The sequence below is a fragment of the Bittarella massiliensis (ex Durand et al. 2017) genome (genome assembly GCF_009876955.1).
Taxonomy (GTDB): domain Bacteria; phylum Bacillota; class Clostridia; order Oscillospirales; family Ruminococcaceae; genus Bittarella; species Bittarella massiliensis.
In genome coordinates, this window is sequence record NZ_WWVY01000009.1 from 195,348 (window position 1) to 209,675 (window position 14,328).

At 63.1% G+C, this 14,328-nt stretch carries 15 protein-coding genes; 10 read left to right on the forward strand and 5 right to left on the reverse strand.

Annotation, left to right across the window (positions count from 1 at the left end; genetic code table 11):
* Positions 1-41: 41 nt before the first annotated feature.
* Positions 42-482 carry a YaiI/YqxD family protein gene (locus GT748_RS11175; RefSeq protein WP_044993425.1) on the reverse strand — a complete coding sequence of 147 codons (441 nt, stop codon included), beginning with the start codon at positions 480-482 and terminating at the stop codon, positions 42-44.
* A gap of 114 nt (positions 483-596) precedes the next feature.
* Here GT748_RS11175 and trxA point away from each other — a divergent pair, with 114 nt between their 5' ends.
* A complete protein-coding gene (gene trxA / locus GT748_RS11180) occupies positions 597-968 on the forward strand; it encodes a thioredoxin (RefSeq protein WP_021661244.1) in 372 nt (123 codons plus the stop codon).
* Between the two features lie 69 nt (positions 969-1,037).
* On the opposite strand, the gene GT748_RS11185 is transcribed toward trxA, so the two are convergent.
* Both GT748_RS11185 and GT748_RS11190 read right to left on the reverse strand, forming a co-directional pair.
* Positions 1,038-1,607, reverse strand: coding sequence for an HDIG domain-containing metalloprotein (locus tag GT748_RS11185; RefSeq protein ID WP_021661245.1), 570 nt, complete (start codon positions 1,605-1,607; stop codon positions 1,038-1,040).
* 53 nt (positions 1,608-1,660) lie between these two features.
* On the reverse strand, positions 1,661-2,287 hold the full coding sequence (locus GT748_RS11190; protein ID WP_021661246.1) for a lactate utilization protein: 627 nt from the start codon (positions 2,285-2,287) through the stop codon (positions 1,661-1,663).
* Positions 2,288-2,486: 199 nt separating this feature from the next.
* Between GT748_RS11190 and GT748_RS11195 the strand changes: the two genes are divergently transcribed.
* The 3 genes from GT748_RS11195 (at position 2,487) to GT748_RS11205 (ending at position 6,466) form a co-directional block, all read left to right on the forward strand.
* Positions 2,487-4,394, forward strand: a complete 1,908-nt coding sequence (locus tag GT748_RS11195) for an ABC-F family ATP-binding cassette domain-containing protein (protein ID WP_021661247.1) — start codon at positions 2,487-2,489, stop codon at positions 4,392-4,394.
* Positions 4,367-4,927, forward strand: coding sequence for a hypothetical protein (locus tag GT748_RS11200; protein WP_021661248.1), 561 nt, complete (start codon positions 4,367-4,369; stop codon positions 4,925-4,927). The genes GT748_RS11195 and GT748_RS11200 overlap by 28 nt, the downstream gene beginning before the upstream one ends.
* Before the next feature lie 255 nt (positions 4,928-5,182).
* Positions 5,183-6,466, forward strand: a complete 1,284-nt coding sequence (locus GT748_RS11205; protein ID WP_021661250.1) for a hypothetical protein — start codon at positions 5,183-5,185, stop codon at positions 6,464-6,466.
* A 140-nt stretch (positions 6,467-6,606) separates the two neighbouring features.
* On the opposite strand, the gene GT748_RS11210 is transcribed toward GT748_RS11205, so the two are convergent.
* The gene (locus tag GT748_RS11210) at positions 6,607-7,047 is read right to left on the reverse strand and encodes an FMN-binding protein (protein ID WP_021661251.1); all 441 of its coding nucleotides are present in this window, start codon (positions 7,045-7,047) and stop codon (positions 6,607-6,609) included.
* Between the two features lie 312 nt (positions 7,048-7,359).
* Between GT748_RS11210 and GT748_RS11215 the strand changes: the two genes are divergently transcribed.
* The 4 genes from GT748_RS11215 (at position 7,360) to GT748_RS11230 (ending at position 10,851) form a co-directional block, all read left to right on the forward strand.
* Entirely contained in the window at positions 7,360-8,415 is a 1,056-nt protein-coding gene (locus GT748_RS11215) for an FAD:protein FMN transferase (RefSeq protein WP_052537730.1), read from the forward strand.
* 24 nt (positions 8,416-8,439) lie between these two features.
* Complete coding sequence (locus GT748_RS11220; protein WP_021661253.1) at positions 8,440-8,985, forward strand: Gx transporter family protein; 546 nt, start codon at positions 8,440-8,442, stop codon at positions 8,983-8,985.
* A 259-nt stretch (positions 8,986-9,244) separates the two neighbouring features.
* A complete protein-coding gene (locus GT748_RS11225) occupies positions 9,245-10,342 on the forward strand; it encodes a BMP family ABC transporter substrate-binding protein (protein WP_044993428.1) in 1,098 nt (365 codons plus the stop codon).
* 167 nt (positions 10,343-10,509) lie between these two features.
* The gene (locus tag GT748_RS11230; RefSeq protein ID WP_044993429.1) at positions 10,510-10,851 is read left to right on the forward strand and encodes a hypothetical protein; all 342 of its coding nucleotides are present in this window, start codon (positions 10,510-10,512) and stop codon (positions 10,849-10,851) included.
* Between the two features lie 52 nt (positions 10,852-10,903).
* Here the strand turns inward: GT748_RS11230 and GT748_RS11235 are convergent, their stop codons facing one another.
* Positions 10,904-11,098 carry a hypothetical protein gene (locus tag GT748_RS11235; protein ID WP_021661256.1) on the reverse strand — a complete coding sequence of 65 codons (195 nt, stop codon included), beginning with the start codon at positions 11,096-11,098 and terminating at the stop codon, positions 10,904-10,906.
* A 233-nt stretch (positions 11,099-11,331) separates the two neighbouring features.
* Here GT748_RS11235 and GT748_RS11240 point away from each other — a divergent pair, with 233 nt between their 5' ends.
* A complete protein-coding gene (locus tag GT748_RS11240; RefSeq protein WP_021661257.1) occupies positions 11,332-12,945 on the forward strand; it encodes a peptidoglycan D,D-transpeptidase FtsI family protein in 1,614 nt (537 codons plus the stop codon).
* A 154-nt stretch (positions 12,946-13,099) separates the two neighbouring features.
* Complete coding sequence (locus GT748_RS11245; RefSeq protein ID WP_021661259.1) at positions 13,100-13,969, forward strand: MerR family transcriptional regulator; 870 nt, start codon at positions 13,100-13,102, stop codon at positions 13,967-13,969.
* Positions 13,970-14,328 lie beyond the last annotated feature (359 nt).

The window sequence follows — 14,328 nt, forward strand, 5'->3', positions numbered from 1 at the left end:
GGGGGGGCCCCCCCGCGCTTCCTCTTTTCTCTCCCCCGCTATCAGGGGTAGGCATCCAGCAGCCCCTCCAGCGCCCGGCAGAAGTCTTCATCCTGCTGGGCAGTGCGCTTTTTGGGGCCCTTGGTGCGGCCGCCCGCCCGGCGGACCTTTCTCCCCAGATGGCGGCTCATCAGCAGCCCGTCCAGGTTTTCGTCGGTGTAGACCAGCCCGTTTTGGTTGAGCGCCCGCGCCCGTTTGGCCAGGGCCATGGCGGCCACCCCGTAGTCCTGGGTGACGGCGATGTCCCCCGGCTCCAGGTCGCCCACCAGAGCGTAGTCGGCGGCGTCGGCCCCCTGGGAGACCACCTTCACCTCGCACCCCTCGCCCGGCGCAAACTGGTGGGCGGTGTCGCAGTAGAGGGTGACGGCCACCCCCCGCTCCCGGCAGAGGGCAAGGGCCAGCCGGGTCACCGGACAGGCGTCTGCATCGATGCGCACGCGCATGGAAATCCACTCCTTTTCGTATATGTTGAAGAGAGACAATGGGGACCGGCGGCGGGGGAGAGACGGGTCTTTTCCGCATAACCGGTCGAAGCAGGGAAAGGATAGGGTTGACAAATGGGCAAAACTATACTAAACTGGTATAAAAAGAAGAAAACCAAGGAGGTCAAACGAACCATGACGCTGGAACACCTGAATGAAAGCAATTTTGAAACCGCCGTCAAGGGCAGCGGCAAGCCGGTGCTGGTGGACTTTTTCGCCACCTGGTGCGGCCCCTGCAAGATGCTGGGCCCGGTGCTCGAAGAGCTGGCCGGCGAGATGGAGGGCCAGGCCGACTTTTACAAGCTGGACATCGACGAGGCGCCCGACATCGCCAACCGCTTTGGGGTGATGAGTGTCCCCACCCTGATCCTCTTTCAGGACGGGCAGGAGATCAAGCGCACCCTGGGCTTTCAGCCCAAGAGCAAGCTCAAGACCCTGTTTGACTAGTCTGTCCCGGTGAGCAAAAAAGGAACGGAGAGATCCGTTCCTTTTTTTGTGGCCGTAGAGGGGGTGCGGTCACTCCGCCATCCCCAGGCCGACCTGGTCGGCCACTTCCTTCATCCCCTCCAGGGCCTCGGCCATCACCCAGTCCAGTTCTTTTCCCAGCAGCTCACAGCCGCCGCGGATCACATCCCGGTTGCAGCCGGCGGCAAATTTTTTGTCCTTGAACTTCTTTTTCAGGCTCTTGAGCTCCATGTCCATCACGCTCTTGCTGGGGCGCACCAGGGCCGCGGCGTTGATGATGCCGGTGAGCTCGTCCACCGTGTAGAGGGTCTTCTCCATCTCGCTCTCGGGCGCGACGTCGCAGCAGAGGCCGTACCCGTGGGAGCAGACCGAGTGGATGACGCTGTCGTCCACCCCTTCGGCCTGCAGCAGTTCCACCGCCTTCTTGCAGTGTTCCTCGGGGTACTGGTCGTAGTCCACGTCGTGCAGCAGCCCCACGACCCCCCATAGCCCCTCGTCCGCCCCCGCGAGGCGGGCGAAGTGGCGCATGGTCCCCTCCACGCAGAGGGCGTGTTTGACCAAATCGGGGGAGTGGGTGTACTTGGTGAGGATGTCGTATGCCTGTTGGCGGTTTGGGATCATGGAAATCGCTCCTTCTCTCTATCGTCTCTGTCTTTATTTGCCGTCTCAAATGATCAGTAGCCCAGCCGCCCCGGCAGGAAGAAGAGGTGGATGCGCTGGGGGTCCCGCTGGTAGGACTGCACCGAGAAGTCGCAGCAGATGCGCCCCTCGCTGCGGCAGCGCCGCTCGCCGCAGTGGCCGGTGGCCGCACAGGGGGTGGCCAGTCCCAGGCGAACGCAGTTTTTCGGCGCGGCCACCGCCTTGACCCGCTCCACCGCCGCCTTCAGGTCGGGGACGATTTTGTTCTCCCCGGCGATGACGAGCACCTTTTTCGGCCCAAAAGCCATGGCCGCCACCCGGTTGCCGTTGCCGTCCACGTTGAAGAGCTCGCCCTGTTCGGTGACGGCGTTGGTCGAGGTGATATACCAGTCGGCAAAGAAGGCGCGGCGCATCATCTCCCCGGCCTCATCGGGGGTGATGCCGGGGCGGGTCCGGTCGAGAAAGCGGTAGTCCCCGCAGGCCAGCAGCCCGGCCACCCCCGTCTCGGCGGCGGTCATGGTGCCGCCCATGGCCACCGTGTCGCCGGGCCGCAGGTAGTCCCGGCGCAGAAGGGCCACCAGGTCCTCCGGGCCCTCCACGAATTGGGCTTGGATGTTGTTTTTTTGCAGTGCGGCGATGGTCCTCGCCAGCTGTTCGGTCATGGCGGCCCCTCCTTTTTGGGCGGGAGCGGCAGGCGCAAAATCGCGGCCGCTCTTTGCCCCCTGATCCTCTGCTTTCCAGTATAAACACCCCCCTTTTTTTGTAAAGCGGTTTCCCCCCTCCCCCCGCTGTCTTTTTTGCAGGAGATGTGGTATGATAGACCTGTTTTGAAAATCTCTCGACGACACAACAGGTGACACCATGGAAATCAAGTGCAACGACCTCTCCCTCTCCTTCGGCCAGTTCCCGATCTTGCAGGGGGTCAACTTTACCCTGACCGACACCTCCCGGGTGGGGATCATCGGCCAGAACGGGGCGGGCAAGTCCACCCTGCTCAAACTCATCACCGGGGAGCTGACCCCCGACGCGGGCGATCTGTTCATCACCCGGGGCACCAGCATCGGCTTTCTCAAACAAAACAGCGGCCTCTCGGCTGAGCGTACCATCTTCGAGGAGATGCGCTCGGTCTTTTCCCGGCTGCTTTTCTGCCAGGAGCAGATGGCGAAGCTCCAGCGGCAGATGGCCGCGGCCGACCCCGCCGGTGCCGACTACGCCCGGATGGCCGCCGACTACGCCGCCCTGAACACCGAATTCGAGGCGGGCGACGGCTACACCATCGACTACCGCATCCGCACCGTCCTCTTCGGCATGGGCTTTGGGGAGGAGGACTTCCCCAAGGAGATCTACAAGATGTCCGGCGGGGAGAAGACCCGCCTGGCCCTGGCCAAGCTGCTCCTCCTGGGTCCCCAGGTGCTGCTGCTGGACGAACCCACCAACCACCTGGACTTCACGACCCTCCTCTGGCTGGAAAACTACCTCAAGGGCTACAAGGGCTGCGTGGTGGTGGTCTCCCACGACCGCTACTTCCTCGACACCACCGTCACCGAGATCCTCGAGGTCTCCCGCCACCGGGTCAAGAGCTACAAGGGCAACTACAGCCGCTACAAGCAGCTCAAGGAGGAGGAGCTCTACGCCGGCTCCCGCGCCTACGAAAAGCAGCAGAAGGTCATTGAAAAGTACGAGGATTACATCCAGAAAAACCTGGTGCGGGCCTCCACCTCCAAGATGGCCAAATCCCGCCGCAAGGCGCTGGAGAAGATGGAGGTCCTCGAAAAGCCCACCGAGGAGAAGGAGGTGGTCCGCTTCACCTTCCCCTTTGACCGGCCCCCCTTTGAAAATGTCTTTTCGGTCAAGGGGGTGGATGTCTGCGTCGAGGGCAAGGCCCTCATCCACGATGTCTCCTTCACCGTCAAGCGGGGGGAAAAGGCCTGCATCGTGGGGGAGAACGGGGCGGGCAAATCCACCTTTTTAAAGCAGGTGCTGGGAATGCTGCCCACCCTTCGGGGCAGGATACAGACAGGCGGCTTTGTGAAGATCGGCTACTTCGAGCAGGAGCAAAACCCCTTTCACCCCGGCGAGACGGTGCTGGACGCCCTGCACAACAAATACCCCGGCATGACCGAGTTGGAGCTGCGCTCCCACCTGGCGGCCTTTGCCTTTACCGGGGAGGAGATCGAAAAGCGGGTGGGCGAACTCTCCGGCGGGGAGCTGGCCAAGCTGAAATTTGCCAACCTGAGCCTGCAGCGGCCCAACGTCCTGGTGCTGGACGAACCCTCCAACCACCTGGACCTCTTTGCCAAGGAGGAGCTGCAAAAGGCCCTCAAGGCGTATGAGGGGACCATCCTCATGGTCTCCCACGACCGCTATCTCCTCAACGACACCGCCGACTACATCATCGAGATGTCCCGCAGCGGGGTGGAGATCACCCCGGGCAATTTCGAGGCGTACCGCGCCAAGTTGGAGGCTAGGGAGGCCGCCGGCCAGGCCCAGGAGCAGGAGAAAAAACCCACCCCCAAGCAGGAGGCGGGGAACTATCGCTCCAAGGAGGAGCGGCGCCGGGCCGCCCAGCGGCGGGAGGCCCTCTCCCGGGTGGAGCGGGCCATCGAGGACTGCGAGGCGGAGATGGCCGCCCAGCAGGCGGCCCTGGCCGAACCCGACGTGCAGAGCGACTACCAGCGGCTGGCGGACATCACCGCCGCCCTGGAGGCGCTCCAGTCCAAATTGGATGGGTTGATGGAAGAATGGGAAACGCTGGAAAGCGCGCAGTAAAGGGCCGGGTCCGCACCGCGGCCCTGCTGCTGGGGGCGGTCGCCTCCTGCATTGTGGCCATGGAGGCCACCTATTACGCCACCCGGGCGGTGGCGGGCCGGGTCGAGCGCTCGGCCCTGGGCAACCTGGTGAGCACCGCCCGCCTCTTTTTGAAGAGCGAGGTGGACCCCCGCCCCTACATTCAGGTGCTCTTTGGCAGGGGGGACACCCTGCAGCTCTTTTTTGACTACACCGACGCCCTGGGGGACTCGGCCCTGCGCGCCGAGATGCAGCCCCAGGCGGTGGCGGTGGGCTTTCTCGACATCCTCAAGGCCATCCCGGTGGAGCAGAAGATCGAGCGCATCCGCTGTGCCGACGGGGCCATCACCTTCTTTTTGCCGGAGGCCGACATGGAGGAGGGGCGCGCCTACGCCGAGACCCTGGCTGGCAGCAAGGCCTTTCTCCGGGTCAGGGTGACCCCCGGCACCGGCGGGGTCTACCTGGCCTGTGAGCTGCCCTCCCTGGCAGAGGTGCCCGCCCTCGCGGGGAACTGAAAAGACATCTGCAAGCGCGCCCTCTGCGGAGAAGCAGGGGGCGCGCTTTTTGGCGTGGAGGGCCCGGAGAGGGGGTGCTGGCGGAGAGGGGAGGGGCGTGCTATACTGGGGTTGGCCGAGGTGGGGCGAGCGAAAAAGACCGGCAAAATACACCGCTGTATCCCGAAAAAAGGAGCTTTTGCGGGGCGGGTGGGAACAGCGTCCACCGGAGAATGGCCCCTCGCACCGGCCACCTGTGAAAAAAGGAGAAATCAAATGATGGATACAACCAATCAAACCGCCCTGCGCATGGGCTACGCCCAGGCCGACATCACCCCGGCAGGGCCGGTCGTCACCATCGGCTTTGGGCGGGAGGACCAGCTCTCCCGCGGGGTGCGAAAGCCCCTCTCGGCCCAGGTCACCGTCTGGCAGTTGGGGGAGGAGCGCTGCTGTCTGGCCGCCATCGACCACATCGGCCTCGGGCTGGAACACGCCCGGGCGCTGCGCGACGGGCTGGGGGAGGTGCTGGGCATTTCTCGGGAAAAGGTGATGCTCTGCTTTTCCCACACCCACGCCGCGCCCAACGACAGCGAGGAACCCGCCTATCTGCGCCTTCTCTGTGAGCGGGTGCTGGCAGCCGCCGCCGAGGCGGCCGGGAAGATGGCCCCCGTCTGTGCGGGGTGGGGCAACGGGCACACCGCCATCGGCGTCAACCGCCGCGCGGACAGCACCCAACTGGACGACCGGCTGGGCATTTTAAAGGTGACGGACCCCGCCACCGGCGAGCTCCGGCTGCTGCTGTTGCGGCTGACCGCCCACGCCAACGTCCTCAAGGGGGACAACTGGCTCATCAGCCCCGATTACTTCGGCGCGGTGAGGGAGCTGCTGGGCCGCCAGTACCGCTGCCCGGTGGTGGTCACCCAGGGGGCGTCGGGCAACGTGGCCCCCCGCTATTTCTGCTCGGAGGAGACCCCGCCCGACGCCGTGGGAGAGGCCTTCCGTCGCTCCGCTACCGCCCTGGAGGACATGGCCCAGACCGTCCTCCGGGACGCCCGGCCGGTCATCGACCGCATCCGCCCGCAGGGGGTGGAGCGGCTGGCCGCGTTTGTCCGCACCGTCGAGCTGACCGCCCAGGTCCCCAGCTACGAGCGGGCGCTGGAAATCGCTGACGAGGCGCGGCGCTTTTGCAACATGGACGGCACGGCCTGGCTGGCCGAGGTGCGCCGCCTTCTCGACGCCGGTGTCCGCCGGCAGGTGGAGGAGGTGGAGGTGCAGTATTTTCTGCTGGGAGAGGGCTGTCTCTGCGGGGTGCCCAACGAGGTGATGTGCGAGTTCGCCCTGCGCGCCGCCGCCCAGGTGGGGAGCGAATATCTCTACTTCGGCGGGTACACCAACGGCTGCGGGGGCTACTTCCCAACAGAGGAGGAGTTTGATCTGGGCGGCTACGAGGTCTACTGGTCGCTGCTCCTTTACTTTCCCTACTTCGGGCGGGTGTTCCCCCTGCGGCGGGAATCGGCGGGCCGGCTCATCGACTTTGTGGCCGCCAACAGCCCCCTGTAAAGAGCAAGGCCCTTCACACGCCGCCTCGCCCCTCTGCGGGCGGCGGGGTCGGCGCCGGATCGGCACAAAAAAATGGGAGATGCTACTGTTTGTAGCATCTCCCATTTTGCAAGCTCTGTTTTGGCCTGTTAAAGCGGCACTTAGGCAGCGGTGACGGTGACGGTGTCGGTCTTGCCCTCTTTCATGCTCTTCTCCAGCTCGACCAGCAGCACCTTGATGGAGTTGGAGGAGTTGGTGGCGCCGGCAACAGCGGCCATCTTCTCGGCGGACTGCTTCTCCACGTACTGGGTGGCGATGTCCTTGTAGAACTTCTCGGGGTAGTTGCCGTTGACCGGCTCCATGGAGGCGCGGTACTCGGCGCTCGCGGACTTCTTCTCCCCGGCGGCGTTCAAGGCGTCGGCGGTGCAGGCGGTGACCTTGCCGTCTTTGACGGTGACCTCTACATACTCGGTCCAGCCGTGCTCGTCAGCGGCACTGTACTGGGCCTTGTAGGTGCCGTCTTTGTAGGCGGATTTGCCGCAACCAACAAAAACGGAGAGGGCGAGAATGGCGACCATCGCAATGGACAACACTTTCTTCATATTATTCTCCTTTTCTCCAGCGCAAAGACACTCATCTGGTACGCGCCGTCCCCGGACGCTGGCGTGAGGACGGACACAGACCGGAAAGCTGTGACAAAAGGCGCACCTCACCATTCATCATTCCCGGGCTGACTATTAATATACCCTATTATATCCAATTTGTCAATCGGGAAATACGGCTCAAATCTCCCCTTTTTTGTACAGATTCGACAGTCCTTTTGCGGGGGAGTGTTGACACCGCAGTTTGGGGCAATTACAATAGAGAAATCGGATAGCGAATGGGCAGTTTGGCCAGAGAAGGGGAGGGGTTTTGTGGAAATTGCGAAAAAGCGGACAAGGCGCTGGCCGGTGGCCACGGCGGTCGCCGCCCTGCTGCTGGCCCTCCTCCTCTTTGGCCGCTGGTACGAGGAGCGGCGGGCCTCCTCCTCCAGCACCAACTTTTTGATGAACACCTTTGTCAGCCAGACGGTGTACGGCCCCCACAGGGAAGAGGCGGTCGCCGCCGTGGTCGAGCGGCTGCGCCAATTCGAGTCGGTCTATTCCCTCTATAAAGACAGCTCCCAGGTCGAGGCCATCAACCGAAACGCGGGGGTCGCGCCGGTGGAGGTGGACGCCGAGGTGTTCACCCTCATCGCCCGGGCCAAGGCCCTCTCCGAGGAGAGCGGCGGCGCCTTTGACATCACCGTGGCCCCCCTCTCCCTCCTCTGGGACATCACTGGAAAAAATCCCCGCGTCCCCGCCCAGGGCGAGATCGACCAGGCCCTGGCCCTGGTGGACTACCGCGACATCCTCCTGGACGAGGAGCGGGGGACGGTGATGCTCCGCCGCCCGGGGCAGAAGCTGGATCTGGGGGCCATCGCCAAGGGGTATGCCTGTGCGGTGGCCGGTCAGGTCTACCGGCAGCAGGGGGTCGAGTCGGCGGTCCTCTCCATCGGGGGGAACGTCTACACCGTCGGCCACCAGCCGGGGGGGAAGCCCTTTGACATCGGAGTGTCCGCCCCGGTCAAGGACCGGACCGAGCTCCTGGGCACCCTCCACGCCGACGGGATGGTGATCTCCACCTCCGGCGCCTACGAGCGGTATTTCGAGGTGGACGGCCGGCGCTATCACCACATCTTCGACCCCGCCACCGGCTGGCCCGCCCAGTCCGACCTGCTGTCGGTGACGGTCATCTCCCAGGACGGGGCCCTGGCCGACGCCATGTCCACCGCCCTCTTTGTGGAGGGGCTGGACGGCATCAAGGAAAACCTGGACCGGGAGGAGTTCTCCCTCCTCGCCGTCGACGCCACCGGCGCGGTCTACCTCTCGGACAACATCAGGGACGACTTTGTCCTCACCGACGAAAACTACCACCTGGCCGACGCGTAGCGCCCGGGGGAAAGGAGCGGCACCATGCACCAGAAAACCAGGCGGATCGCCCTGTTGGGGCTCCTCTTTGCCGTCTCCCTGGTCCTCTCCTTTTTGGAGGGGCTCATCCCGCCGCTGCCCGCCATGCCCCCCGGGGTCAAACTGGGGCTGGCCAACATCGTGGTGATGTACAGCCTGCTCTGTCTCGACTTTCGCAGCGCCCTCACCCTCACCGCCCTCAAGGGGCTCTCGGCCTTTTTGATGCGGGGGGCCATCTCCGCCTGCATGAGTTTGGCGGGCAGCCTGGTCTCGGTGCTGGCCATGGAGGGGGTGGTCCTCTTCTCCCGCGCCGCCAAGAAGGGCCGCAAGGTGGATTTTCTGACCCTGGCCATGACCGGTTCCATCGGCCACAATCTGGGTCAAATCGGGATGTCGGTCCTCCTCCTCAAAACCACCGTCGCCTTCTACTACCTGCCGGTGCTGTTGATTTCCGGGGTGGTGATGGGGGTGGTCACCGGCTCCACCCTGCGGGTGGTGATGCCCCACATCCAGCGGCTGCAGCTGCGGGGGGAGAACGGCCGCCGGCAATAGCGAATGGACAGCGGGTCCGGCATCTGCCGGGCCCTTTTTCTGTGCGGCGGCCCGCCTTGCCCTCCCCGAGACTTCGATAACTTGTCATATACTTAGTACAAATGTACAAAGAAAAGGTCCGCTCTTTTGGCAGAAGGGGGAAAATGAAGTCCCCATGTTGACAGCTTGTTGTCTTGATGTTATGTTTTAGATACAAGTTGACTGGGCGCCGACAGCGCCTGGAAACGGTCAAAAAACAGATGGGGAGGATATGAAAACCATGAAAAAATGGATGGCGTCGCTGTTGGCGCTGAGCGTTCTCGCGGGGTTGACCATGACCGGCTGCGGGGAGAAGAAAGAGGCGGGGAACGAGAGCTCCAGCCAGCAAAAGCACATCGAGAGCATCTGCTACGTCACCGCCAACCTGGGCGACAAGTCCATGTCCGACATCGCCAACGAGGGACTGGTGAAGGCGGGCAAGGAGTTTGGCCTGACCTACAAGACCATTGAGTACGGCACCGACAAGGCGAAGATCGAGCCCAGCATCCTCGACGCGGCCGAGAACTACGACCTGGTGTTCCTCTCCGGCAGCGAGCGGTTGGAGTACGTGCAGAAGCACGCCGCCGAGTTCCCCGACGTCAAGTTTGTGGCCTTTGACGTCGATCCCAGCAAGGTGCCCGAGCACCCCAACGTCTACTGCATCACCTATGCCCAGAACGAGGGCGACTTCCTGGCGGCGGCCCTGGCCCAAAAGATGTCCAAAAACGGGGTCATCGGCTGGGTGGGCGGCCGGGAGGACACGGTCATCAACGACTTTTTGGTGGGCTATATCGAGGGCAGCAAGCACGCCAACCCCAGCGGCAAGGTCGCCATCTCCTTTGTGGGCGACTTCTCCAACGCCCCCAAAGCCAAAGAGCTGGCCCTGCTGCAGATCGAGCAGAACGGCGCCAACATCATCCACCAGGTGGCCGGCGGCGCCGGGCTGGGTGTCTTTGAGGCCCTGAGCACCAAAGAGGGCACCTGGGGCATCGGCGTGGACGCCGACCAGCGCAACTTCTTCATCGAGAGCAAGCCCGAGATCGCCGACCTGATCCTGGTCTCCATGCAAAAGCGCAACGACGTGGCCATCTACGACCTGACCAAGATGACCATGAACGGCGAGACCGAGATGTACGGCACCAACGAGACCTGGGGCATTGCCCGGGGGGCCATCGGCCTCTCTGAAAACGACTTCTACAAGCAAAACACCTCCAAAGAGGTGCAGGACTACATCGCCCAGTGCAAAGAGGGCATCACCAGCGGCTCCATCAAGGTAAAAAGCGCCTTCGGCCTGGAGCAGGATGTCATCAACACCATGAAAAACGAGGTCAAGGCCTAACGGCTTGCCCCCTTCCTTTTGAAAGCCCCCTCTTTCCAAAGCGGACCGGTGTCTGGCGGCCAGTAGCCAGATGCCGGTCCGCTTTTGCCCGCTATTTGACATTTGCCCGGGCAGGGGCTACAATCGAAAAAAGCCGGTGTGACCGGCGGGGAGAAGGGGGAATGGGGATGGGCATCTTCTATCAGTTCTGCCTCGCCGTATCGGCCGGGGTCGTGCTGGGCTTTTTGGGAGGGGCGATCAAGGCCATCTGCCGCAAGAAAGGGTATTCCCAGCAGCAGGTGACGCAGGCCCGAAAGGCGCTGGCCCGGGCGGCCCGGGTGGCCAAATACCTCACCTTTCTCGGGCTGGCGCTGGGGCTCATCTGGTGCGTTTACTTTTTGGTGTTGGGAGCGGTGTCCCCCGGGCAGGCCGAGTACGCCAACAACATGTCCGAATTGATCGTCGCCGTCCTCACCGTGATCTCCATCGTCTTTGCCTTCCTCGAATTCCTCAAGCACGCCGACGGCTGAACGGCCGCAGGCAGAAAAAAGCCGCCCTTTGTAGGGCGGCTTTTTTGGCCCGTCACGGCGGGTGCGGCGGGTCCTCCTCCGGCAGGTCGTCCAGGGCGTATTCGACGGCCTGCAGGAGAAGGAAGTTGAGGGAGACGCCGGTGCGCTTTTTGAGGGCGCAGAGCCGGTCGTAGAGGGCGGCGGGGAAGCGGGTGGTCAGGCCGATGTCGGCCCCTTTGTACCCAATTGCCCTGATTGTAAACGCCATTGCAAGACCGCTCCTTTCCTCTCGGTGTACAAGTCTACAATAGCGCAGATCAGCCCGTCGATAAAGAGCAATTTTCGCGAGTGATTTGGGCAAACACTTCAGTCCACTGGTGAAATGGTGCAAAAAATTGGTCCTCCCGTGCTTTTGTCACAGAAAAATGGAGATGTGCTTTCGGGTTTATCCCCCCGCCCCGCCGCCCATACTAAGGAAAAAACAGGGGAGGCGGTCTTTTTATGCGCCGTGTGAGGGAAAAGCGAACCAAACTGCAAAAGCGCACCCGGGTGGTGGCCCTGGTGCTGGCGGCCGTGTCGGTGCTGCTGGGGGTGCGCATCTACGCCCTCGGCCGGGACGAGGAGATCGTCTCGGCCGCCCGCAGCCAGTCCACCCGGCGGGTGGTCATCTCCCAGAACCGGGGGACCATCTTCGACTGCAACCTGCAGCGGCTCACCAACGCCGAGACCGGGTACAAGCTGGTGGTGACCAAAAACTTCGGTCAGGTCAAATCCATCCTGCAAAAAATTGTCCCCGACGACCGGGACTACGCCCTGGAGATGGCGGCCAAGGGGAAAATCTTTTCGGTCCGCCTCACCGGACCCCTCAACTTTTCCGGCGGCTACACCGTGCGCTACCAAAAGCCGGTGGGGGAGGGGCAGTTGGCCCCTCACATCATCGGCTACACCGACGAAAGCGGCGGGGTGGTGGGGCTGCAAAAGGCCCTCAACAGCCAGTTGGAGGAGCTGGGCGGCGAGCGCTCCCTCTCCTTTGGAGTGGACGCCACCGGCTCCCCTCTCCTCTCGGGGGAGATCACCGGCGAGTCCGACCCCGACCTCAACCGCGGCCCGGTGCTGACGCTGGACAGCCGCGTTCAATCCCTCTGCGAGGAGGTGGGGGGCCGCTCCATCGAGTCGGGGGCCATCGTCGTTCTCGACAGCGCCTCGGGCGAGATCCGGGGCTGCGCCAGCTTCCCCGCCTACAACCCGGCCAACGTGGCCGCCAGCCTGAACGCCCCCCACTCCCCCCTGGTCAACAAGGCCTTTGAGGCCTACGCCGTGGGCTCGACCTTCAAGTTGGTCACCGCCTCCGCCGCCGTGGAGAGCGGCATCTCCCCAGACACTCGCTTCACCTGCGAGGGCCAGGTGACGGTGGGGGACACCGTCTACCGCTGCCACAAGCTGCAGGGCCACGGCGAACTGGACATGGCCGGGGCCATTGAAAAGTCCTGCAACTGCTATTTCGTCCAGCTCTCCCAGCAGATGGGGGACGAGTTCCTCCTCTCCCTGGCCAAGGATATGGGGTTTGGCAAAAAGACAGTCTTCTGTGACGGCCTCTCCGCCGCCGCAGGCAATCTGCCCACCGCCCAGCAGCTGCTGCAGGGGGACATGGAGAACTTCTCCTTCGGCCAGGGCAAACTGTTGGCCACTCCGGTGCAGTTGGCGGCCATGGTCAACGTCTTTGCCCAAAACGGCGTCTACCGGCAGCCCACCCTGCTGCGCGGCACCTACCAGGACGGTCAGCTGCGGGCCGAGGCGCCGTCCGCCGCCCGGCAGGTGATTTCAGAGAAAACCGCCGCAGCCGTCAAGGAGGCCATGCTCCAGGTGACCGAGGAGGGCGGCACCGGCACCCGCGCCAAGGTGGAGGGGCTCTCCATCGCCGGCAAGACCGCCACCGCCCAGACCGGCGTCTTTGTGGACGGGGAAGAGCAGCTCAACGCCTACTTCTCCAGCTTTTTCCCGGCGGAAAACCCCCGCTACACGGTGGTGGTCTTCTGCGAGAACGGCGGCGAGGGCAGCTTTGTGGCCGCCCCCATCTTCAAGGAACTGGCCGAGGGACTGATGGCCCTGCAGTAGGGCCTAAAGTTTTTTGAAAAAAGTCCATTTCCCCCCTTGACCCTCACGCACCGTGAGGGGGTATAGTAGTCGTAGAGGGCAGCGGTCCCCGCCGCCCCCTCTGCCGGCAGAACGAACATCCACCACGACAAAAAGGGAGGGAGCACAAGCTGTGATGACCGTCAAACAGGTCGCCTCGCTGACCGGCGTCAGCGTGCGCACCCTGCAATTTTACGACGAGATCGGCCTGTTCAAACCGACCGCCACCAGCGAGGCGGGCTACCGCCTCTACGACGAGGCCGCGCTGGAGACCTTGCAGCAGATCCTGTTTTTCAAGGAGTTGGACTTCACCCTGCGGGAGATCCAGGCCATTCTGGCGGACCCTGCCTTTGACCGGGCGGCCGCCTTTGCCAAACAGCGGCAGCTCATCGAGATGAAGCGGGACCGGCTCAACGGCTTGTTGGAGCTTTTGGACAGGCTGACAAAGGGGGAGACATGGTTGGACTTTGATAAATTTGACATGAGCGAGTACTTCCGCGTGTTGGCGGAATTCAAGGAGACCCACCTGGAGAAGATCGTCGAGCGCTTCGGCAGCGTCGCGTCCTTCGACGAGATGCTCGATGAGCTGAAAGCCCACAGCGGGGACATCGCCCCGCTGGTGCTTCGGCAGTACGGCAGCATGGAGAGATACGCGGCCGCCATGAGGGAGACCTTTCAAAACTACCTGGAAAACGGCCCCTCGGTCGAGCCCTCCCAGGTGGATGAACTGGTCGCCCAGGGGGACGCCGTCGCCCACCGCATCCTGGGCGATCTGCAGGCAGACCCCGCTTCGCCCGAGGTGCAGGCGGCCGTCGCCGAGTGGGTCGCCATGGGCGATCGCGCCAGCGGCGGCACCGACATGGGCGATGGCTACTGGCCCTTTTTGGCCGAGTGCTACCTGACAAACCCCGCCTATATCGAGGGCACCGACCGCCACTTTGGCAAAGAGGGGTGCGCCCGTTTCTTGGGCCTCGCCCTCAAAGCCTATCTCGCCAAAAAGGAATAGCGCCGTCCGGCGCAAAAAGGGAGAGCGGGTCCCGGCATCCAAGTGTGCCGGGGCCCGCTCTCCCTCTCTGTATAAAACCCGCCCGGAAGGGGAAACGTTCCAACAGGCGTCTTTTTAAAAAACACCCCTGGCGGATTCGGTCAAATCCAACCATCCGCTCTCGATCGGTCAAAATCAGTCACCCCTCTGCGGCGGCATTTCCCCTGTACAGAAGGGGAAAAAGGGGAGGGTCGGGCAGATTTCACAAAATCAAACAGTCATATTCAGTCAGGAATACAACAATTATTTGATTAAAAATGATTGAATATGATTGATATTGGTGATATGATGGAGGCACAGAGCGGGGGAAGCCCCGACAG